The organism is Microbacterium sp. ZW CA_36 (assembly GCF_044987475.1).
Classification (GTDB): domain Bacteria; phylum Actinomycetota; class Actinomycetes; order Actinomycetales; family Microbacteriaceae; genus Microbacterium.
Window position 1 is genome coordinate 23,329 of sequence record NZ_JBJDRL010000001.1, and the last position, 18,424, is coordinate 41,752.

The window sequence follows — 18,424 nt, forward strand, 5'->3', positions numbered from 1 at the left end:
GGATGTCGCAGGGCTACAGCGTGCAGCTCACGCACATGTCGAGCTCGGTGCCTTCGAGGGCCATCTGCCGCAGACGGATGTAGTAGATGGTCTTGATGCCCTTCTTCCACGCGTAGATCTGCGCCTTGTTGATGTCGCGAGTGGTCACGGTGTCCTTGAAGAACAGCGTGAGCGACAGGCCCTGGTCCACGTGCTGCGTCGCGGCCGCGTAGGTGTCGATGACCTTCTCGTAGCCGATCTCGTACGCGTCCTCGTAGTAGTCCAGGTTCTCATTCGTCATGAACGGAGCCGGGTAGTAGACGCGACCGAGCTTGCCTTCCTTGCGGATCTCGATCTTGGACGCGATCGGGTGGATGGAGCTCGTCGAGTTGTTGATGTACGAGATCGAGCCGGTCGGCGGCACCGCCTGCAGGTTCTGGTTGTAGATGCCGTGCTGCTGGATCGAGGCCTTCAGCGCCGTCCAGTCCTCCTGGGTCGGGATCGGGATGCCGGCGAACAGCTCCTTCACCTTCTCGGTCTGGGGAACCCACGCCTGGTGGGTGTACTTGTCGAAGAACTCGCCCGACGCGTAGGTCGAGTCCCAGAACCCGTCGAACACCTCGCCGCGCTCGATCGCGATGAGGTTCGAGGCCCGCAGCGCGTGGAAGACGACCGTGTAGAAGTAGATGTTCGTGAAGTCCAGGCCCTCTTCCGAGCCGTAGTGGACGTGCTCGCGGGCGAGGTAGCCGTGCAGGTTCATCTGACCGAGGCCGATGGCGTGCGAGCGGTCGTTGCCGTCCTCGATGGAGCGCACCGAGGTGATGTGGCTCTGGTCGCTCACCGCGGTCAGCGCACGGATCGCCGTCTCGACGGTGCGGCCGAGGTTGCGCCCGTCCATCGCGAGCGCGATGTTCATCGACCCGAGGTTGCACGAGATGTCCTTGCCGATCTCGGCGTACGAGAGGTCCTCGTTGTACGTGGTCGGGGTGTTGACCTGGAGGATCTCCGAGCAGAGGTTGGACATGTTGATCCGGCCCTTGATCGGGTTGGCCTTGTTCACCGTGTCCTCGAACATGATGTACGGGTAGCCCGACTCGAACTGGATCTCGGCGAGGGTCTGGAAGAACTCGCGCGCGTTGATCTTGGTCTTCTTGATGCGCGGGTCGTCGACCATCTCGCGGTACTTCTCGGTGACCGAGATGTCGCCGAACGGCACGCCGTAGACGCGCTCCACGTCGTACGGCGAGAACAGGTACATGTCCTCGCCGTTCTTGGCGAGCTCGAACGTGACGTCGGGGATGACGACGCCGAGCGAGAGCGTCTTGATGCGGATCTTCTCGTCGGCGTTCTCGCGCTTGGTGTCGAGGAAGCGCAGGATGTCGGGGTGGTGCGCGTTGAGGTACACCGCGCCCGCGCCCTGACGCGCGCCCAGCTGGTTGGCGTACGAGAACGAGTCTTCGAGCAGCTTCATCACGGGGATGATGCCGCTGGACTGGTTCTCGATCTGCTTGATCGGCGCACCCGACTCGCGGATGTTCGACAGCAGCAGCGCCACGCCGCCGCCGCGCTTGGACAGCTGGAGCGCCGAGTTGATGCCGCGGGCGATCGACTCCATGTTGTCTTCGATGCGCAGCAGGAAGCACGAGACGAGCTCGCCGCGCTGGGCCTTGCCCGTGTTGAGGAACGTCGGCGTCGCCGGCTGGAACCGGCCCGAGACGATCTCGTCGACGAGTTCGAGCGCGAGCGTCTGGTCGCCGTCGGCGAGGCCGAGGGCGGTCATAACCACGCGGTCCTCGAAGCGCTCGAGGTACCGCTTGCCGTCGAACGTCTTCAGCGTGTAACTCGTGTAGTACTTGAACGCGCCCAGGAACGTCTCGAAGCGGAACTTCTTGCCGTAGGCGTGGTCGTTGATCTTCTGGATGAACTCGAACGGGTACTTGGCGAGCACCTCGGGCTCGTAGTACTCCTTCTCGACCAGGTAGTCCAGGCGCTCCTTGAGCGAGTGGAAGAACACCGTGTTCTGGTTCACGTGCTGCAGGAAGTATTCCCGCGCAGCGCGCTTGTCGGCGTCGAACTGGATCTTTCCATCGGCGTCATAGAGGTTCAGCATCGCGTTGAGGGCGTGATAATCCATGCCCTCGAAGCGTGCCTCCGTCTTGAAGTCGGTCTGCGTCAGAGTTCCCACCATCGTTCCAATCCCGCGTTCACGCGTTCCACATCTTCAGGCGTGCCGAATACCTCGAGCCGATACAAGTGCGGCACGTTGCACTTGCGGCTGATGATGTCGCCGGCGAGACAGAAGTGCTCGCCGAAGTTGGTGTTCCCCGCGGAGATGACCCCGCGGATGTGGCGCCGGTTCCGTTCGTCATTGAGGAACCGGATCACCTGCTTGGGAACGGCGCCCTTCTCGACGCCCCGCCCCTGGCCTCCGCCATAGGTGGGGGTCACGAGGACGTACGGCTCGTCGACCACGAGTTCCGGATCCGTCGCATGCAGCGGAATCCGGAGCGCTCGCGCTCCGAGCTTCTCGATGAAGCGCGCGGTGTTGCCCGACACGCTCGAGAAGTAGACCAGCAGCGGTGTCTCAGTTGCTACGACGCCCATGACGCCCCTTGCTCGGACACACCCGACGGCGGTCGTTGAGCTCCGTCGAAACGGGTGGGCTGCGTCGAACTACGCCAGCCGCGCTGCGAGTTCGTCGATCTTGTCGGGACGAAAGCCCGACCAGTGGTCCTCATCGGTGATGACGACCGGCGCCTGGAGGTACCCCAGCGCCTTGACCTGCTCGAGGGCCGAAGGGTCCTGCGAGAGGTCGTGGATTTCGTACTCGATCCCCTTGGAATCCAGTGCTCGATACGTCGCCGTGCACTGCACGCACGCGGGCTTCGTGTAAACCGTGATCGCCATGTCGATTCCGTCTCCTCAGTGCTTCCCCCGGTGGCATCCGGTGCTCTTCCCGGTAGTCCCCCCACCGGGAGTCCAATACTACATATGGGTACCGACATCCGATAGCACCACAAGGGCTAGTAGTTACATCCGTGTGATTTTCCACCGTTCTCCCCATGTACAACACAGGTTCTCCACGGATTCATCCACAGCCTGGGGGCGGTGGAAAAGGCCAGGATCACGGTGCTTTCGCGAGCCTCGGCGGCATCTCTCCACAGCCAGACGGTAGATCCGGGCTCCGACATCGGATCGGCCTGTGGAGAAGTCCTCCGGCGTGTCGCGGGCGTGTCGCGATCGTGTCGTGCGCGTCGGCGCGTGTCGTAACGTTGACAGGTGGCCGGCTACCGGGATCTTCTGCGCACCCCCGGGGTCGCCCGCATCATCGCGGCGCAGCTGACCGCGCGCTTCCCGAACGGGATGATCAGTCTCGTGATCCTCCTGCACATCGAGGGGATCACCGGCTCCTACGGCGCGGCGGGCATCGTGCTGGCCGCGGTGTCGATCGGACAGGCGCTCGCGGGCCCGGTCACGAGCCGGTGGATGGGCCGCTGGGGCATGCGCCGCGTGCTCACGCTCACGACGGCCGTGTCGGCGGCCTCCCTGCTGGCGATCGCGTTCCTCGTCGTCCCCGTGCCGGTCTACATCGTGCTGGGGTTCATCGCCGGCGCGGCGACGCCGCCCATCGTGGCGGCGGTCCGCACCATTTACGCGAAGATGGTCAACTCGACGCAGCTCACGGCGCTGTACTCGCTGGACGCGTCGCTGCAGGAGGTCATCTGGATCCTCGCCCCGGTGCTCATCACCTTCGTCGCGACGCAGGCGGGGACCGTCACCGGCCTCGTGCTCGTCGTGGTGTTCCTGGTGGGCGGCGGGGCGTGGTTCATCCTCTCCCCCGAGGTCGGCCGGGTGCGCATCCCGCGCAGCAAGCGCTCCTTCGGCACCGTGCTGACGCGTCCGCCCATCCTGCTGGCGACGGTCATCGGCTTCCTGCTCGTGGGCTCGTTCGCCGCCGTGGAGGCGAGCGTGGTGGCGACCTTCGACCACGGCGGCCTCGAGGCGGGGCTCGTGCTCGCCGTGTTCGCGATCGGCAGCCTCGCCGGCGGCCTCGCGTTCGGGCACCTGCCGATGGGCAGCTGGGCGATGGCCCGGCGACTCACCGTGGTCACCATCGGTCTGGCGCTGACCGCGCTGTGGATCAACGTGTGGTGGATCGGCGGCACCCTGTTCGTGGCCGGCATCGGCATCGCGCCGGCGCTGGCCGTGCTCTCGGCGGTCACGACCGCCAGCGTCAAGTTCAGCGACACCGCCGAGGCGTTCGGGTGGGTGGGCACCGGCCAGCTCATCGGCGCCGCCGCCGGCTCGGCCGTGGCGGGGCTGCTCATCGACGGTCCGGGCGGGGTGACGGCCGCCTACACCGCCGCGGCGGCGTTCTGCGCGCTCGGGCTGGTCGTCGCGATCGTGTTCGCGCGTGGCCTGCCCGACCTGCGGGTGCGGGGCGCGAGCCCGATCCCCGACACCGAGCCGATCGCGACGATCGGCTGAGGTCTCCCGCCGGATCTCACGCGAGGCGCCGCAGCATCTCCAGCAGCGCCAGGGCATAGGCATCCGCGGGCTCGGGATGCTCGAACGCCAGGCGCTCGCCGCCGAGCACGATCTCGACCTCATGCGTGTCGGGCAGGCGCCGCAGGCCCCGGAAGGCGCCGCGCAGCAGCTCGCGCAGCTGGTGCTCGTGCGGCAGCCACAGCGCGTCCTCGAGCGCGACGGAGTCCAGTGCCCACTCGGTGGTGCCGTTGAAAGCGAGGATGCGGCCGGTCGGGTACTCGCGCGGCTCGATGGTCATCTCGCTGACCGTGAAGACGTCGGCCTCGAACTCGGGCTCGTCGAGCTGGAACCGGTCGCCCGAGCGCGGGTGCCACACCAGCCCTGCTTCGCGCAGCGCCACAGCCATTTCCGTCGAGATCACGCCAACCCCCGCATCTATCCTGCCGTGCGTCGGGACGGCCGGGGCCGCGCTCCTAGGCTGAGCGTATGCCCAGTCGCGTCATCCTCCCCCGCCTGTCGTGGGGCTCGCCCGCGGCCGAGCGCCGCGCACTGCTCATCCACGGCCTCGGTTCGAACGGCGCGCTGATGTGGCGCTACGGCGTCGCACTGGCGGACGCCGGCTGGCGGGCGGATGCCGTCGACCTGCGTGGACACGGCACGGCGCCGCGCGCGCTCGACTACACGCTGGCCGCGTACGGGGCCGACGTGGTCGGCACCAGGGCGGGCGCCGACCGGCCGTGGGACCTCGTGATCGGGCACTCGCTCGGCGGTGCCGCATCCGTGCTCGCCGCCGCCGAGGATCCGTCGTGGACGCGCCGGCTCATCCTCATCGACCCGGCGATCATGCTCACCGATCGCGACCGCGACATCGTGCGCAACAGCCAGACCCGGGCGTTCGACGACCCGTCCGAAGAGGCCGTGCGCGAGGAGCACCCGTACTGGCACCCGCAGGACATCGAGCTGAAGGCGCTGTCGGCCCAGCAGGCCAGCCGCTGGGCGGTCGAGCAGACGAGTGCGCAGAACGTGCAGTGGGACGTGACGGATGCCGCCCTCCGCGTCTCGGTGCCCACCCACGTCATCGCGTCCGATCCGCACGTCTACTCGATCTTCCGCGGCAAGCCCGCCGAGGCCGCCGTCGCCCGCAACCCGGTGTTCACCGTCTCGGTGGTGGCGGAAGCGGGACACTCGCCCCATCGCGATCGGCCCGAGGCGACGATCGAGGCGCTGCGCGGCGCGCTCGGCTGACGCCGGGCGCCCCGCCGCCCGTCGCCCGGCCGGCTACTGGACGGGGATCTCTACGCCCTGCCCGACGTCGACCACGACACCCACGAACGACGGGACCACTGCGGCAACCGCCTTCTGGAGCTCGTCGAGCGGCGGGGTCTCGCCGTCCTCGGTGGTGACCTCGATCGTCGCGGCCGCGCCCGACCAGTCCACGCCGTAGACGCGGGCGCCCTCCTCGTCGTCGAGCCACTGCGTGGCGGCATCCTGGATGCCGACCGACCACCTCGCGAGCGCCACCGAGACGACCGAGTTGACGACGAGCGGGATCGTGATGACGACCGCCAGCACCGTGACGATGATGTAGGCGCGGCGGCGGTTGGCGACGAGCGACGACCCGGGATCGCGTGCGTACCCGGCGAGGGTGAAGACGATGCTCCCGGCGATGACGAGTGCGACGACGTTGGAGAGGAAGAGCCACAGCGCACCGACGGCGTCCGTCCAGAGACCCTGGCCCGCACAGACGCCGACCACGCCGAGCGGCGGGACGAGAGAGATCGCTATCGCCACTCCCGGGAGGATGGCGCTCAGGTCCTTGCGGCACATGGCGAAGCCGCCCGCGAAGCCGGTGGCGAGCGCCGCCACGAGATCCATGAAGCTCGGCGAGGTGCGGCCCACGACCTGGGAGTTGGTCTCCAGGCTCTCGGGCGTGGAGACGAAGACCGAGAACGCGAGTCCCAGCACGACCACGATGGCGACCCCGAGCAGCACCCACAGGATCGACCGCACCACGAGGCTGAGGTGGCCTCGGACGATGCCGAGGCCGATGCCGAGGATCGGCGTGCCCAGCGGCGCGATGATCATGGCGCCGATCACCGTCGCCGTGGAGTCGGTCAGCACGCCCGCGATCGCGATGATCCCGGCGAGCGTCAGCATGATGAGGAATCCGCTGCGCTTGCCCGCGCGGTCCCCGGACCCCAGGTCGAGCGCCTCGGTGACCTCCGCCGCCGTCTGCCGCTGCGTGGCGGGGATGAGCGCCTGCATCATCTCTGAGAGCGTCGCCATGCGCACATCATGGCGTAAGAATGGCGGGGTGACCCCCAACGATGCCGCCGACCTCCTTTCGGACGAACTCCTCGAGCGCTTCCGCGCCCGGGCTGCGGTGCACGACCGCGAGAACACCTTCCCCGACGACGATCTGGCGGATCTGAAGGATGCCGGCTACCTCGCGATCCTCGTGCCCGAAGAGCTCGGCGGTGCGGGGCTGGGCCTCGCCGAGGCATCCGTGCTCCAGCAGCGCCTCGCGAGCGCGGCGCCGGCGACGGCACTCGCGATCAACATGCATCTGGTGTGGACCGGGGTCGCGAAGGTGCTCGCGGATCGTGGCATCGACGCGCTGCGGTTCGTGCAGGAGGGTGCGGCGGCCGGCGAGGTGTTCGCCTTCGGGATCAGCGAGGCCGGCAACGACCTCGTGCTGTTCGGCAGCGGGACGGATGCCGCTCCCCTGCCCGATGGCGGGTACTCGTTCACCGGCACCAAGATCTTCACCTCGCTCGCCCCGGTGTGGACGCAGCTGGGGCTGCACGGCCTCGACACCTCGTCGGAGGACGCGCCGCGCATGGTCTACGCGTTCGTGCCGCGCTCGGAGGTCGAGGTCGGCCGCGTCGTGGTGCGCGACGACTGGGACACGCTCGGCATGCGCGGCACGCAGTCCCGGACGACCGAGCTGCGGGATGCCGTGGCACCGGCCGACCGGGTGGTCCGCCGGCTCGCCCCGGGACCCAACGCCGACCCGCTGGTCTTCGGCATCTTCAGTGTCTTCGAACTGCTGCTCGCATCCGTGTACACCGGCGTCGCACGGCGGGCGCTCGACCTCGCGGTGGCGGCCGCCGGCAAGCGCACCTCCAAACGCACCGGCAAGGCGTACAGCCAGGATCCCGACATCCGCCGGCGCATCGCCGGCATGGCGCTCGCGTACGACGCGCTGCCGTCGCAGATCGAGGCGCTCGCGCGCGACGTCGACGAGCTCGCCGACCACGGGGCACGCTGGTTCTCGCTGCTCGCGGGCGTCAAGCATCGTGCGGTCACGGCCGCGAAGTCGATCGTCGACGACGCGATGCTGGTCGGTGGCGGCTCGTCGTACTTCTCCGCCAACGAGCTGAGCCGGCTCTACCGCGATGTCCTCGCGGGCCTCTTCCACCCGTCCGACCCCGAATCCGCGCATGCGACGGTCGCGACCGCGTGGCTGGGGCCGCTCGAGGACTGAGCCGATCCCCCTCAGCCGGGCAGCGCCCGCGTCAGCAGCTGCATGAGGCGGATGTGCACGCGGAAGCTCCGCAGCATCTCGCGGGTGGAGTGGAAGTTCAGGACGATGCGAATGCCCCGCTCGGGCACCGTGAAGGCGTGAGCGCCCGTCACCCCGAGGTGGCCCACCGGCCGCGGCAGCCCGCGCAGGAATGGGGAGAATCCCTCGTAGTGCAGGCGCATGAGACCTGCGCCGTAGCGGATGCCGGGGCGGAAGCTGCTCCGGATGTCGGCCATCGCGTGACGCGACCGCTCGCCCACGAGAACGCCCCCGTCCCACGACGTCCAGAACCGTGCGAGGTCATCGAGCGTCGTGACGACCCCACCGCCGCCCCAGTCGCAGCTGAGGCTGCGGGCCCGGCTCAGCTCGTCGCGGCCGAGCCGGAGAGGGGCGATGTCGAGCTGGGCGGCCGGGTCCGCCGCCGCAGACGGGGCGCCGCCGGGCAGCGTGTGGAACAGCAGGCACGAGTCGGTCATCCCGGCCGGCGCGAAGATCCGCTCATGCAGCTGCGAGCCGAGCGTCGCGCCGCCGACGTGCTCGATCACACGACCGAGCAGGACGTAGCCGGTGTCGGAGTACGAGAAACGGCGTCCCGGCTCGGCGACGGGGCTCTGGTGGTCGCGACTGAACGCCAGGAGATCGGCAGGCGTCCACAGCCGGTCGGGCTCGCGGACGAGGAGCTGCCCGAACCGGAGGCCGCCGGTCACCCTCCCCGCGAAGTAGTCCGCGACTCCGCTGGTGTGGGTCAGCAGCTGCCGTGTGGTCACCGCAGCGGCGTGGTCGCGACCGTCGCGCACGAAGAGGCCGCGCCGGTCGTCCGCGGGCAGCACCTCGGTGATCGGCGCGTCGAGGTCGAGAGCACCCGCCTCGGCGAGCTGGAAGGCGCGTGTCGCCGTCATGGACTTGCCGACGCTCGCCGCATGGAAGCGCCGGGCCCGCTCGCCCGAAGTGAACTCGAAGCCTCGCCCTTGCACCAGCACCTGCGCCGCCGGCAGGCCGCGCCGGGCACGCGCTCGGTCAGCCCCGGCGACGACGCGCGCCATCGCCGCAGCCAGGCGGTCGGGCTCGGAGACGTCGTGCGTGGCAAGATCGGTCTCGACATCGCTCACGGATATACCTCCTAGATATATCTGTTAGATATACCGCAACAAGGAGCGTCGATGCAACAGGTCATCCTCGGACTGCTGATCCTCCACGGCCCGCTCTCGCTCTACGCGGTGCAGCGCCAATTCCAGCAGGGCGTGTCGCTCTTCTACAGCGCGAGCTTCGGCAGCATCCAGCGCGCCTTGAAGCAGCTCGCCGAGCAGGGACTCGCAACGGTCTCGGATGCCGCCGACGCCCGCGGCAGCAAGCCGTACACGGTGACCGATGCCGGCCGCCGCGCCTGGCGGGAGTGGATGCTCTCCCCGGTCACCGGCGGAGACGTCGAGACCACGGCGCTCGCGCGCACATTCTTCGTCGGCCTCCTCGACGAGCGGAGCGAACGCCGGCAGGTGGTCGGCGCGATCCGTGCCCGCGTGGAGTCCGACCTCGCCGAGCTCGAAGCCGTCGCACGCGGCGTCGACGCGGCGGAGATCCCCGCGGAGTTCGCCGACGTGTTCGCCTTCCAGCGCGCGACGCTGGATTACGGCATCCGGTCGAATCTCCTCGCCCTTACCTGGTGCGACGAGCTCGCCGCAAGCCTCGATGCGTAAGGCGCCCGCGAACTCAGCGCGTGCGAGGATGACCCCATGGCGCGGACCCCGACCCATCTGCTGAGCCCGGCCGACCAGGAGCGCCGACGGGGCCTGCGCACCATGAAGGGCGTCGCCCTCGGGGCGCTGGTGTTCATGGCGGTGCTGTTCGCGTTCTCGTTCGCCTTCCAGCAGGACATCCCCGCGCTCGCGTACGTCCGCGCAGCCGCCGAGGGCGGCATGGTCGGTGCGCTGGCCGACTGGTTCGCGGTGACCGCACTGTTCCGGCATCCGCTCGGCATCCCCATCCCGCACACCGCGATCATCCCCAGCCGCAAAGACGAGATCGGCCGCACGCTCGGCGAGTTCGTCGAGACCGAGTTCCTCCGCGCCGAGGTGGTGCGCACCAAGCTCGATCAGACCGCGATCGCCGCCCGGCTCGGCGAGTGGCTGAGCTCGCCGGCGCACGCGGAACGGGTCGCGGCCGAGGGGTCCGTCATGGCGAGCAGCGTCCTGCGGGCGCTGAGCGACGACGACGTGCGCGACGTCATCGAGGAACTCGCCCGCGAGCACCTCATCACGCCGGAGTGGGGGCCGCCGCTCGGCGAGTGGCTCGGCCGCATCGTCGAGGCCGGCGCGCACCGCGGCGCCGTCGATCTCGCCGCCGACAGCATCGCGGCGTGGCTCGCCGCCAACCAGGCATCCTTCTCCGGCGTCATCTCGCGGCGCCTGCCGGGATGGGTGCCGTCGATCGCGCACCGGTTCGTCGACGACACCGTCTACAACGAAGCCGTCAAGTTCGTGGCCGCCGTGCGCGCCGACCCGAGCCATCCCGCGCGCGTCGCGATCGACGCCTACCTCGACCGCCTCGCGGCGAACCTGCAGCACGACCCGGCGACGATCGGGCGCTTCGAGGACGCGAAGCTCGCGGTCTTCGACAGCCCTCGCGTGCGCGACCTGGCCGGCGAGGTGTGGACCACCGCGAAGGCCGGGCTGCTGCGCTCCCTCGCCGACCCCGAGAGCGGGCTCCGACGGCGCAGCGTCGAGGCGCTGGTCGAGATCGGCGGGCGGCTGATGACGGATGCCTCCCTCCAGCGCCGCGTGGACTCCTGGGTCACCGATGCCGCCGTCTTCCTCGTCGACCGCTATCGCCATGACATCGCGTCGATCATCACCGACACCGTGGAACGATGGGACCCCGCCGAGACGACGGAGAAGATCGAGCTCATGGTCGGACGCGACCTGCAGTACATCCGTCTCAACGGCACGATCGTGGGGGCGCTGGCGGGCCTCGCGATCTTCTCCATCGCGCACGCGGTGCTGGGCTGATCGCGCACGCGGTGCTGGGCTGATCGCGCACGCTCTGCGGGGCTGACCGGCGTGCGCGGTCGCGTGTAAACACTGCGTGAAGACCCAGGAGCGCGGCGACGCCGCGCGTTAGCCTGATGCCGTGTCGGTGGACGAGCCCCTCGAGTACCTGTTCAGCTACGGGACCCTGCAGCACCCCGACGTCCAGCTCGACACGTTCGGGCGCCTGGTCGAGAGCGAGGACGACGCGCTCCCCGGCTACACCGTGGACTACGCCGAGATCGAGGACACCCGGGTGGTGGACCTCTCGGGCCTGTCGGTGCACCCCATCGTCCGCGAAACCGGCAACCCGCTCGACAAGGTCGTGGGCAAGGCTCTCGTCGTCACCGCGGACGAGCTCGACGCGTCCGACGAGTACGAGGTGGCACTGTACCGCCGCATCGCGGTCGTGCTCGCGAGCGGTCGTTCCGCGTGGGTCTACGTCGCGGCCTGACCGGGCCGGTAGCGTCGAGGCGTGACGCTCGCCCATGACCCACTCTGGCCCCGCGCCGGCGCGTGGCCTGCCATCGACGACGGCGGCTGGGATGCCGCGATCCTCGGTGTCCCCGCGTTCCGCACCTCGCTCTCCCCGACCGGCGCGCACGCCACGCCCGGCGCGATCCGAGAGGCTCTGCACCGGTACAGTCCGACGCTCCTCGGTCCGCCCCCGCTGGACCTCGGCGAGGTGCTGCGCATCGCCGACGCCGGCGACGTCGACGAGCCCGACGGGCCCGCGGGCGAGGTATCCGTCCGCTCCGCGGTGGCGGCGCTGCGGGAGCGCGCCGACCTCGTCGTCGCGCTCGGCGGCGACAACTCGATCACGTACGCCGTCACGCAGGGCGCTGCGGCCGGCGGACTCATCACCATCGATGCGCACTTCGACCTGCGCGACGGCGTCTCCAACGGGTCGCCGGTGCGGCGGCTCGTGGAGGACGGCCTCGACCCCCGGCGCGTCGTCCAGCTCGGCATCGCCGACTTCGCGAACTCCGTGGCGTACGCGCAGCGCGCGGCCGACCTCGGGATCACCGTCGTGACGATGGACGATCTGCGACGCCGGGGCGCGGCCGACGTCGTCGCCGAGGCGCTGGAGATCGCGGGCGCCGAGGGCGCCGGCGTGCATCTCGACATCGACGTCGACGTGTGCGACCGCTCCGTCGCGCCCGGGTGCCCGGCATCCGTTCCCGGCGGGCTCGCCGCGTGGGAGCTGCGTGCGCTGGTGCGCGCCGTCGCCTCGGATGCGCGCGTGCACAGCGCCGACATCGCCGAGGTCGATGCGACGGCGGATGCGCCGGACGGGCGCACGGTGCGGCTGGCGGCGCTGTGCGTGCTCGAACTCCTCGCCGGAAAGGCCCTGCGAAAGGTGGCGTCATGATCCGTCTCGTGCTGGTGCGGCATGCCAAGTCGGACTGGGGGGACTCCAGCCTCGACGATCACGACCGTCCGCTGAACGACCGCGGCATGCGGGACGCGCCGCGCATGGCGGCCCGGCTCGCGGCGAGCGGGTTCAGACCCGACATCATCCTGTCGAGCACGGCACTGCGGGCGCGGACGACGGCCGAGGCCTTCGCCGCCGAGCTGGGTGCGGCGGTCTCACTCGACCCCGAGCTGTACGGCGCCCCGGCGTCGAAGATCCTCGAGTCGGCCGCGGCGACGCGTGCTCCGGCGGTCATGGTCGTCGCGCACGACCCCGGAATGAGCGCACTGACCGCGCGCCTCTCGGACGACGACATCGCCCACATGCCGACGTGCGCTGTCGCGACCTTCATCTGGGCCCAGGACGACTGGGATGTCGCGGCCGCCGTCGATCCCGACAACTGGACGTTCGACGCCCCCCGCTGACCAGGGTCCGCCGCGCCTGCTCCACACGAGGTACGGCGCGGAGTTCGCCGAGCGCTGACGACTCGACGGCCGTCCGCCCGCCTGTCACGATTTGTCGCTGCGCCCCCCAGATCGTGACAGGCGAGCGGTCGTCTCACAGCTGCACGCCACCCGTCCACACGGCGTGCACGAGCGGCACACCGGGACGGTAGGCGAGGTGCACGCGCGTCGGCGCGTCGATCATCACGAGGTCGGCGCGCATGCCGGGGGCGAGCGCGCCGACGTCGTCACGGCGCAGGGCCCGAGCGCCGCCCGCGGTCGCGGCCCAGACCGCCTCGGACGGCGTCATGCCCATCTCGCGGACGGCGAGGGCCACCATGAGCGGCATCGAGCTCGTGAAGCTCGAGCCGGGGTTGCAGTCGCTGGCGAGCGCCACCGTCACTCCGGCGTCGATCAGCCGTCGCGCGTCCGGGTAGGGCTGTCGCGTCGAGAACTCCACGCCGGGCAGGAGCGTGGCTACCGTGTCCGAGCCGGCCAGCGCGGTCACATCGTCGTCGTCGAGATACGTGCAGTGGTCGACGGATGCCGCGCCCATCGAGACCGCCAGGCGCACGCCCTCGCCGGGTCCGAGCTGGTTGCCGTGCACGCGCGGCTCGAGGCCGTGCGCGACGCCGGCCGCGAGGATCCGCCGCGACTCCTCCGGGGTGAAGGCGCCGCGCTCGCAGAACACGTCCACCCACCGGGTGTGCGGCGCGCAGGCGCGGAGCATCTCGTCGCACACGAGGTCGACGTAGGCGTCGCGGCGGTCGGCGTACTCGACGGGCACGACGTGGGCGCCGAGGAAGGTTACCTCCGGGGTGACCTCTGCGGCCAGGCGCGCCAGCCGCTCCTCGTCGGCGACAGTGAGCCCGTAGCCCGTCTTGATCTCGAAGGTCGTCGTGCCCTGGCCATGGAGTTCGGTCACGAACCCGGCGAGGCGGGCGCGCAGCTCATCGTCCGTCGCCGCCCGCGTCGCCGCCACCGTGCGCCGTATGCCCCCTGCGGCATACGGCGTGCCGGTCATGCGCGCCTCGAACTCGTCGGCCCGATCCCCGCCGAAGACCAGGTGCGTGTGGCTGTCGACGAAGCCCGGGATGACCGCTCGGCCGCCGGCATCCACGACCGACGCCCCGGTCTCCGAGCGAGCGAAGCGCGACGCGACGTCGTGGGCCTCGGTCCCGGCGCCCACCCATGCGATCCGGTCCCCCTCGATCACCACTGCCGCGTCGTGCAGCGTGCCGCACGGGTCATCGTCGCGCTCGACGTTCGTCGTCAGCTCCGCGATGTTCGTGATCAGCGTCGTACCCACGGCATCCGTCCGTCCATGTCCGAGGCTACGCATCGAGCATCGGCACCTGGAGCCCGCGCTCGCGCGCGACCTCCCTTGCCCGCTCGTAGCCGGCGTCCACGTGGCGCATGACGCCGGTGCCCGGGTCGTTCGTGAGCACGCGGGCGAGCTTCTCGGCGGCGAGCGCGGTTCCGTCGGCGACCGTGACCTGCCCGGCATGGATGCTGCGGCCGATGCCGACGCCGCCGCCGTGGTGGATCGACACCCAGGCCGCGCCGGAAGCGGTGTTGAGGAGCGCGTTGAGCAGCGGCCAGTCGGCGATCGCGTCGGACCCGTCGGCCATGGCCTCGGTCTCGCGGTACGGACTCGCCACGGAGCCGGCGTCGAGGTGGTCGCGGCCGATGACGATCGGGGCCGACAGCTCACCTGAGGCCACCATCTCGTTGAACTTGAGGCCGGCGAGGTGGCGCTCCTGGTAGCCGAGCCAGCAGATGCGCGCCGGCAGCCCTTCGAAGTGCACGGCGTTGCTCGCCTTGTCGAGCCAGCGCACGAGCCCGGCGTTGTCGGGGAAGAGTGCCTTGACCGCCTCATCGGTCTTGCGGATGTCCTCGGGATCTCCCGAGAGGGCGACCCAGCGGAACGGTCCGCGCCCCTCGGCGAACTGCGGGCGGATGTACGCCGGCACGAAGCCCGGGAAGTCGAAGGCGCGCTCGAAGCCGCCGAGCTGCGCCTCGGCGCGGATCGAGTTGCCGTAGTCGAAGACCTCGGCGCCGGCATCCTGGAATCCGACCATCGCGGCGACGTGCTTCGCCATGCTGCCGCGGGCGCGGGCGGTGAAGGCCTCGGGATCGCGGGCCGCCTCCGCCTTCCAGTCCTCGAACGCGACGCCGACCGGCAGGTACGCGAGCGGATCATGTGCGCTGGTCTGATCGGTGACGATGTCGACGGTGACCTCGCCCGCGCGCTGGCGGAGCAGGATGTCGCCGAAGACCTCTGCGGCGTTGCCGACGACGCCGACCGAGAGCGGCTCGCCCGCCGCCTTCGCGGCGACGGCCCGCGCGACTGCGGCGTCGAGGTCGGTCGTGTACTCGTCGAGGTAGCCGTGCTCGACACGGCGGGCGAGGCGCGACTCGTCGACGTCGACGATGAGCACCGCTCCCCCGTTGAGCGTCACGGCGAGCGGCTGCGCGCCGCCCATCCCTCCCGCGCCGCCCGTCAGTGTCAGCGTGCCGGCGAGATCGTCGCGGCCGAGCGACCGCGCGACGGCGGCGAACGTCTCGTACGTGCCCTGCAGGATGCCCTGCGTGCCGATGTAGATCCACGAGCCGGCCGTCATCTGGCCGTACATCGTGAGGCCGAGCGCTTCGAGCCGCCGGAACTCGGGCCACGTCGCCCAGTCGCCCACGAGGTTCGAGTTGGCGATGAGCACGCGCGGCGCCCACTCGTGCGTGCGGAAGACGCCTACGGGCTTGCCGGACTGCACCAGCAGCGTCTCATCCGGCTCGAGCTCGTCGAGCGTGCGCACGATCGCGTCGAACGCCGCCCAGCTGCGCGCCGCGCGGCCGGTCCCGCCGTAGACGACGAGATCTTCGGGGTGCTCGGCGACCTCCGGGTCGAGGTTGTTCATGAGCATGCGCTTGGCGGCCTCGGCGCCCCAGCTCTTGGCGGTGCGTTCCGGGCCGCGCGGTGCGCGCACTGCGGGGGCCTTCACGCCGGTCGTCGAACCTGTCGAATCGGACATCTCACTCCTTCGTGGTGGTCTGGTAGGCGGCCTGTGCGACGGCTCCCGACGCGACGAGCGTGGTCGCCGCCTCGATCTCGGGCGACAGGAACCGGTCGGGCCCAGGACCCCCGGCGACGGTGCGCACCAGGTCGCGGACGGCGCCGGTGGCGGCGGCGGGCCGCAGGGGTGCGCGCAGGTCGAGGGCGCGGGAGGCCGTCAGCACCTCGATCGCGAGGACGCGCGAGAGCCCGTCGATCGCCCGGCGCAGCTTGCGGGCGGCGGCCCACCCCATCGACACGTGGTCCTCCTGCATCGCCGACGAGGGGATGGAATCGACGGATGCCGGCACCGCGAGTCGCTTCAGCTCCGAGACGATCCCCGCCGCCGCGTACTGGGCGATCATGAACCCCGAGTCGACGCCCACCTCGTGCGCGAGGAACGGCGGGAGCCCGTTGCTGCGGGCCGGGTCGAGGGCGCGGTCGGTGCGGCGCTCCGAGATCGAGGCGACGTCGGCGACGGCGATCGCGAGGAAGTCGAGCACGTACGCCACGGGCGCCCCGTGGAAGTTGCCGTTGGATTCGACGCGCCCGTCGTCGGTGATGACGGGGTTGTCGACCGCGGCGGCGAGCTCTCGCGTGGCGATCATCAGCGCGTGGTCGGCGGTGTCGCGCGCGGCGCCGTGCACCTGCGGCGAGCACCGCAGCGAATACGCATCCTGCACACGCGTGCAGACGGCCGGGTCGCGGTGCGACGCCACGATCGGCGAGCCGGCGAGGACGGCACGCAGATTCGCTGCCGACACCGCTTGGCCCACCTGCGGGCGCAGTGCCTGCAGGTCGGCGGCGAACACAGCGTCCGTGCCCAGCTGCGCTTCGACCGACATGGCCGCAGCGACGTCGGCGGTGTCGAGCAGCACCGAGATGTCGTGCAGCGCGAGCAGCAGCATCCCGAGCATGCCGTCGGTGCCGTTGATGAGCGCGAGCCCCTCTTTCTCACGGAGCACCAGTGGTGTGAGGGATGCCGCGGCGAGCGCGTCGGCGGCGTCGACCTCGTCGCCGTCGGCGTTGCGGACGCGCCCCTCGCCCATCGCGGCGAGTGCCACGTGGGACAGCGGGGCGAGGTCGCCCGAGCAGCCGAGCGAGCCGTACTCGCGGACGATCGGGGTGATGCCGGCGTTGAGCATGCCCGCGTAGGTCTCGACGACGACCGGGCGCACGCCGGTGTGGCCGGTGGCGAGGGTCTGCAGCCGCAGCAGCATGAGGGCGCGCACGACCTCGCGCTCGACCTCGGGTCCCGTGCCGGCGGCGTGCGAACGGATCAGGCTCGCCTGCAGCTGCACGCGGCGCTCGGCGGCGATGAAAGTGGTGGCGAGCGCGCCGAAGCCCGTCGAGATGCCGTAGTGCGGCTCGGGGTCGTCGGCGAGTCCTTCCACGAGGGCGCGGGCGGCCGCGACGCGAGCGAGAGCTTCGGGCGACACGACGACGTGCGCGCCGTGCCGGGCGACGGCGACGACGTCCGCGGGGCTGAGGGGCGCCGCGCCGACGGTGACCGCAACGCGGGTGACGGCAGCGGTGTCGCTCGCGGGAGGGGGCGTGACGGTGGTCATGCTCCGATTCCACACCGCGGGACTGCCGCGCGACAGCAGACCGTGTCATCCTGTGTCTGTCATGCCAGACAGTGAAGGTTCCTCGCCCGACGGGCAGCCCGCGGCCTCCGCACGCCCGCAGGTGCCCGCCGCCGACCAGACGCTGCGGATCCTGACGTTCCTCGCACGTCAGCGCGGACCGGCGCCGGCGAGCGTGATCGCGACGGCGCTCGGCATCCCGCGCTCGAGCGTGTATCACCTGCTCGCCACTCTGCAGGAGCACCATTTCGTGGTGCACCTCCCGGAGGAGCGGCGCTGGGGCCTGGGCCTTGCCGCGTTCGAGCTCGCCGGAGGGTACTCGCGGCAGGAGCCGCTCGCCCGTCTCGGACGCCCGGTGCTCGCCGATCTCGTCGATCGCGCCGGCGAGAGCGCGCACCTCGCCGTGATGCACGGCCGCGACGTGCTGTACATCGTCGAGGAGCGCGCACCGCGCAGGCCCGCGCTCGTGACGGACGTCGGCGTCCGCCTGCCCGCGCACCTCACCGCGACGGGCCGGGCGATGCTCGCGGCGCTTCCTCGCGAGCAGGTGCGGGCACTCTTCCCGGATGCCGCGGCCTTCGCCGATCGCACCGGCCGCGGCCCTCGTCGGCCCAGCGAGCTGCGCGAGCTGCTGCGCGAGGTGCGGGTGCAGGGCTGGGCCTTCGAGGACGGCGAGGTGACGCTCGGGCTCGGGTCGGTCGGCGTCGCCGTACTCGACCACGTCGGCTGGCCGATCGCGGCGATCGCGGTCACCTATCCCGCCGAGGGCGAGCGCGACCCGGCGGCGTTCGCCGCTCTCGTCGCCCCCATGGCGACGGAACTCGGCCGGCGGATCCGCGGCGCACGTCCCGCGAGACCAAAACTCTGAAAGGCTCTTGCAGATCTCTCCACCGAAGCGCATAATCTGAAACGACCTTTC

Annotated in this window: 18 protein-coding genes; 9 read left to right on the forward strand and 9 right to left on the reverse strand. The window is 70.6% G+C overall.

Annotated elements, in window-relative coordinates; all coding sequences use genetic code 11:
- Nucleotides 1-13: 13 nt before the first annotated feature.
- The 3 genes from nrdE to nrdH form a co-directional block, all read right to left on the reverse strand.
- Nucleotides 14-2,167: a class 1b ribonucleoside-diphosphate reductase subunit alpha gene (gene nrdE / locus ACI3KX_RS00115; protein WP_404906926.1), complete on the reverse strand. Its 2,154-nt coding sequence runs from the start codon at nt 2,165-2,167 to the stop codon at nt 14-16.
- Complete coding sequence (gene nrdI, locus ACI3KX_RS00120) at nt 2,152-2,583, reverse strand: class Ib ribonucleoside-diphosphate reductase assembly flavoprotein NrdI (RefSeq protein WP_308869670.1); 432 nt, start codon at nt 2,581-2,583, stop codon at nt 2,152-2,154. The genes nrdE and nrdI overlap by 16 nt, the downstream gene beginning before the upstream one ends.
- Nucleotides 2,584-2,652: 69 nt before the next feature.
- Entirely contained in the window at nt 2,653-2,886 is a 234-nt protein-coding gene (gene nrdH / locus ACI3KX_RS00125) for a glutaredoxin-like protein NrdH (RefSeq protein WP_194413491.1), read from the reverse strand.
- A 372-nt stretch (nt 2,887-3,258) separates the two neighbouring features.
- Between nrdH and ACI3KX_RS00130 the strand changes: the two genes are divergently transcribed.
- Nucleotides 3,259-4,467, forward strand: coding sequence for an MFS transporter (locus ACI3KX_RS00130; RefSeq protein ID WP_363353110.1), 1,209 nt, complete (start codon nt 3,259-3,261; stop codon nt 4,465-4,467).
- Nucleotides 4,468-4,483: 16 nt separating this feature from the next.
- On the opposite strand, the gene ACI3KX_RS00135 is transcribed toward ACI3KX_RS00130, so the two are convergent.
- Nucleotides 4,484-4,888, reverse strand: a complete 405-nt coding sequence (locus tag ACI3KX_RS00135; protein ID WP_308869672.1) for a pilus assembly protein CpaE — start codon at nt 4,886-4,888, stop codon at nt 4,484-4,486.
- Nucleotides 4,889-4,953: 65 nt separating this feature from the next.
- Here ACI3KX_RS00135 and ACI3KX_RS00140 point away from each other — a divergent pair, with 65 nt between their 5' ends.
- Nucleotides 4,954-5,712 (forward strand): alpha/beta fold hydrolase, encoded by a 759-nt coding sequence (locus tag ACI3KX_RS00140; RefSeq protein ID WP_404906929.1) that lies wholly within the window; start codon nt 4,954-4,956, stop codon nt 5,710-5,712.
- Between the two features lie 33 nt (nt 5,713-5,745).
- Here the strand turns inward: ACI3KX_RS00140 and ACI3KX_RS00145 are convergent, their stop codons facing one another.
- Nucleotides 5,746-6,753: a TIGR00341 family protein gene (locus ACI3KX_RS00145; protein WP_404906931.1), complete on the reverse strand. Its 1,008-nt coding sequence runs from the start codon at nt 6,751-6,753 to the stop codon at nt 5,746-5,748.
- Between ACI3KX_RS00145 and ACI3KX_RS00150 the strand changes: the two genes are divergently transcribed.
- Nucleotides 6,752-7,954, forward strand: coding sequence for an acyl-CoA dehydrogenase family protein (locus ACI3KX_RS00150; RefSeq protein ID WP_404906932.1), 1,203 nt, complete (start codon nt 6,752-6,754; stop codon nt 7,952-7,954). The genes ACI3KX_RS00145 and ACI3KX_RS00150 overlap by 2 nt on opposite strands.
- Nucleotides 7,955-7,965: 11 nt before the next feature.
- On the opposite strand, the gene ACI3KX_RS00155 is transcribed toward ACI3KX_RS00150, so the two are convergent.
- A complete protein-coding gene (locus ACI3KX_RS00155; RefSeq protein WP_404906934.1) occupies nt 7,966-9,102 on the reverse strand; it encodes a serine hydrolase domain-containing protein in 1,137 nt (378 codons plus the stop codon).
- Nucleotides 9,103-9,153: 51 nt separating this feature from the next.
- Between ACI3KX_RS00155 and ACI3KX_RS00160 the strand changes: the two genes are divergently transcribed.
- The 5 genes from ACI3KX_RS00160 to ACI3KX_RS00180 all read left to right on the forward strand — a co-directional run bounded on the left by ACI3KX_RS00160 (nt 9,154) and on the right by ACI3KX_RS00180 (nt 12,852).
- Complete coding sequence (locus ACI3KX_RS00160) at nt 9,154-9,687, forward strand: PadR family transcriptional regulator (protein WP_404906936.1); 534 nt, start codon at nt 9,154-9,156, stop codon at nt 9,685-9,687.
- A 36-nt stretch (nt 9,688-9,723) separates the two neighbouring features.
- Nucleotides 9,724-10,995: a DUF445 domain-containing protein gene (locus ACI3KX_RS00165; protein ID WP_363353123.1), complete on the forward strand. Its 1,272-nt coding sequence runs from the start codon at nt 9,724-9,726 to the stop codon at nt 10,993-10,995.
- Nucleotides 10,996-11,116: 121 nt separating this feature from the next.
- A complete protein-coding gene (locus ACI3KX_RS00170; RefSeq protein ID WP_363353124.1) occupies nt 11,117-11,467 on the forward strand; it encodes a gamma-glutamylcyclotransferase family protein in 351 nt (116 codons plus the stop codon).
- A 21-nt stretch (nt 11,468-11,488) separates the two neighbouring features.
- On the forward strand, nt 11,489-12,385 hold the full coding sequence (locus tag ACI3KX_RS00175) for an agmatinase family protein (protein ID WP_363353125.1): 897 nt from the start codon (nt 11,489-11,491) through the stop codon (nt 12,383-12,385).
- Nucleotides 12,382-12,852: a histidine phosphatase family protein gene (locus ACI3KX_RS00180; protein WP_363353126.1), complete on the forward strand. Its 471-nt coding sequence runs from the start codon at nt 12,382-12,384 to the stop codon at nt 12,850-12,852. Before ACI3KX_RS00175 ends, ACI3KX_RS00180 begins: the two co-directional genes overlap by 4 nt.
- A gap of 133 nt (nt 12,853-12,985) precedes the next feature.
- Here ACI3KX_RS00180 and hutI read toward each other — a convergent pair whose 3' ends face one another.
- Genes hutI through hutH form a run of 3 tightly spaced genes read right to left on the reverse strand, consistent with a single transcriptional unit; the run spans nt 12,986 to nt 17,487 of the window.
- Nucleotides 12,986-14,212: an imidazolonepropionase gene (hutI, locus tag ACI3KX_RS00185; RefSeq protein ID WP_404906939.1), complete on the reverse strand. Its 1,227-nt coding sequence runs from the start codon at nt 14,210-14,212 to the stop codon at nt 12,986-12,988.
- Nucleotides 14,205-15,899, reverse strand: coding sequence for a urocanate hydratase (gene hutU, locus ACI3KX_RS00190; protein ID WP_404906941.1), 1,695 nt, complete (start codon nt 15,897-15,899; stop codon nt 14,205-14,207). Before hutU ends, hutI begins: the two co-directional genes overlap by 8 nt.
- 1 nt (nt 15,900) lies before the next feature.
- Nucleotides 15,901-17,487: a histidine ammonia-lyase gene (gene hutH, locus ACI3KX_RS00195; protein ID WP_404906943.1), complete on the reverse strand. Its 1,587-nt coding sequence runs from the start codon at nt 17,485-17,487 to the stop codon at nt 15,901-15,903.
- 61 nt (nt 17,488-17,548) lie between these two features.
- Here hutH and ACI3KX_RS00200 point away from each other — a divergent pair, with 61 nt between their 5' ends.
- Nucleotides 17,549-18,373 carry an IclR family transcriptional regulator gene (locus ACI3KX_RS00200; protein ID WP_404906945.1) on the forward strand — a complete coding sequence of 275 codons (825 nt, stop codon included), beginning with the start codon at nt 17,549-17,551 and terminating at the stop codon, nt 18,371-18,373.
- The last annotated feature ends 51 nt before the right edge of the window (nt 18,374-18,424 follow it).

Excerpts from the sequence above, each read along its gene's own strand:
- nrdE (WP_404906926.1), bottom strand. The coding sequence starts at position 2,167 with ATGGTGGGAACTCTGACGCAGACCGACTTCAAGACGGAGGCACGCTTC.
- nrdI (WP_308869670.1), bottom strand. The coding sequence starts at position 2,583 with ATGGGCGTCGTAGCAACTGAGACACCGCTGCTGGTCTACTTCTCGAGC.
- nrdH (WP_194413491.1), bottom strand. The coding sequence starts at position 2,886 with ATGGCGATCACGGTTTACACGAAGCCCGCGTGCGTGCAGTGCACGGCG.
- ACI3KX_RS00140 (WP_404906929.1), top strand. The coding sequence starts at position 4,954 with ATGCCCAGTCGCGTCATCCTCCCCCGCCTGTCGTGGGGCTCGCCCGCG.
- ACI3KX_RS00150 (WP_404906932.1), top strand. The coding sequence starts at position 6,752 with ATGCGCACATCATGGCGTAAGAATGGCGGGGTGACCCCCAACGATGCC.
- ACI3KX_RS00145 (WP_404906931.1), bottom strand. The coding sequence starts at position 6,753 with ATGGCGACGCTCTCAGAGATGATGCAGGCGCTCATCCCCGCCACGCAG.
- ACI3KX_RS00160 (WP_404906936.1), top strand. The coding sequence starts at position 9,154 with ATGCAACAGGTCATCCTCGGACTGCTGATCCTCCACGGCCCGCTCTCG.
- ACI3KX_RS00165 (WP_363353123.1), top strand. The coding sequence starts at position 9,724 with ATGGCGCGGACCCCGACCCATCTGCTGAGCCCGGCCGACCAGGAGCGC.
- ACI3KX_RS00180 (WP_363353126.1), top strand. The coding sequence starts at position 12,382 with ATGATCCGTCTCGTGCTGGTGCGGCATGCCAAGTCGGACTGGGGGGAC.
- hutI (WP_404906939.1), bottom strand. The coding sequence starts at position 14,212 with ATGCGTAGCCTCGGACATGGACGGACGGATGCCGTGGGTACGACGCTG.
- hutU (WP_404906941.1), bottom strand. The coding sequence starts at position 15,899 with ATGTCCGATTCGACAGGTTCGACGACCGGCGTGAAGGCCCCCGCAGTG.
- hutH (WP_404906943.1), bottom strand. The coding sequence starts at position 17,487 with ATGACCACCGTCACGCCCCCTCCCGCGAGCGACACCGCTGCCGTCACC.
- ACI3KX_RS00200 (WP_404906945.1), top strand. The coding sequence starts at position 17,549 with ATGCCAGACAGTGAAGGTTCCTCGCCCGACGGGCAGCCCGCGGCCTCC.